Genomic DNA, 1,195 nt, shown 5'->3' on the forward strand with positions numbered 1-1,195 from the left:
CTGGCCGGCACCACCGTGCAGGCGGTGTGCCGCAACCCGCTGGCCGAGCCGGGCATCCTCGGTATCACCGGCGGCGCCGGCATCGGCGCGGTGTCGCTGCTGACGTTCGCCCCGACGGCCGGGGTGGCCGCGCTCTCCGGTGCCGCCGGTCTCGGCGCGGTCGCCGCGTTCGGGCTGGTCTACGGGCTGGCGAGGCAGCGCGGCCTCAACTCCGACCGGCTGGTGCTGATCGGCTTCGCGGTCTGGCAGGGCGGCGCCGCGGTGATCACGTTCATCGTGCTGTCCTCCGACCCGTGGAACACCGGCAAGGCGCTGACCTGGCTGTCCGGCTCCACCTACGGGCGCACCGCACCGCAGGTGCTGCCGGTGGCGGTCGCGCTGCTGGTCGCCGTCCCGGTGGTGGCCGGGATCCGGCGCGAACTCGACCTGCTGGCGTTGGACGACGACACGCCCCGGGTGCTCGGCGTCCGGCTGGAACGCGCCCGGCTGGTGGCGCTCGGCGTGGCCGCGCTGCTCACCGCCACGGCCGTGTCGGCGGTCGGCGTGATCGGCTTCGTCGGCCTGGTCGCGCCGCACGCCGCCCGGGCGCTTGTCGGCGGCCGGCACACCCGCGTCGTGCCGGTGGCGGTGCTGCTCGGCGCGACCCTGGTCAGCCTCGCCGACACGCTCGGTCGCACCGTCATCGCGCCCGCGCAGATTCCCGCCGGCCTGGTCACCGCGCTGGTCGGCACCCCCTACTTCGTCTGGCTGCTGTGGCGCTCCCGCAGCGCCCGCTGAGCACACCCCGCGATCCCGAGAGGACGTCTTCCGATGACGAGCACCCTGGCCGCCGCGCCCTGGCGCGTCTTCACCGTCGAGGTACGCGCGCTGCGCCGGCTCGGCCCGTCGTTCCTGCGCGTGACGTTCGCCGGACCGGACCTGGACCGGTTCGCCGACAACGGCTACGACCAGCGGATCAAGCTGGCCCTGCCGGCGGCCGAGGGCGCGTCGGCGGAGCTGCCCGCCGGACCCGACTGGTACCAGCGGTGGCGGGACCTGCCGGCGGAGCGGCGCAGCCCGATCCGCACCTACACCGTCCGGGCCGTCCGTCCGGGGTCCGCCTCGGCGACCAGCAGCGCGATCAGCCCCGGCGTCAGTGCGGAGGCGTCCAGCTCGCGGAATCCGCAGCGCGCGTAGTACGGCCCGTTCCACGGCA

Annotated in this window: 1 protein-coding gene and 1 pseudogene; both read left to right on the plus strand. The window is 75.6% G+C overall.

Annotation, left to right across the window (positions count from 1 at the left end):
* Positions 1-777: iron chelate uptake ABC transporter family permease subunit (locus HUW36_RS33220; protein WP_174531627.1), on the plus strand; the 777-nt coding region annotated here is incomplete at its 5' end.
* Positions 778-810: 33 nt separating this feature from the next.
* A pseudogene (locus tag HUW36_RS33225) lies at positions 811-1,092 on the plus strand (siderophore-interacting protein); the annotation flags it as partial.
* Positions 1,093-1,195 lie beyond the last annotated feature (103 nt).

The organism is Micromonospora maritima (assembly GCF_902825405.1).
Classification (GTDB): domain Bacteria; phylum Actinomycetota; class Actinomycetes; order Mycobacteriales; family Micromonosporaceae; genus Micromonospora; species Micromonospora maritima.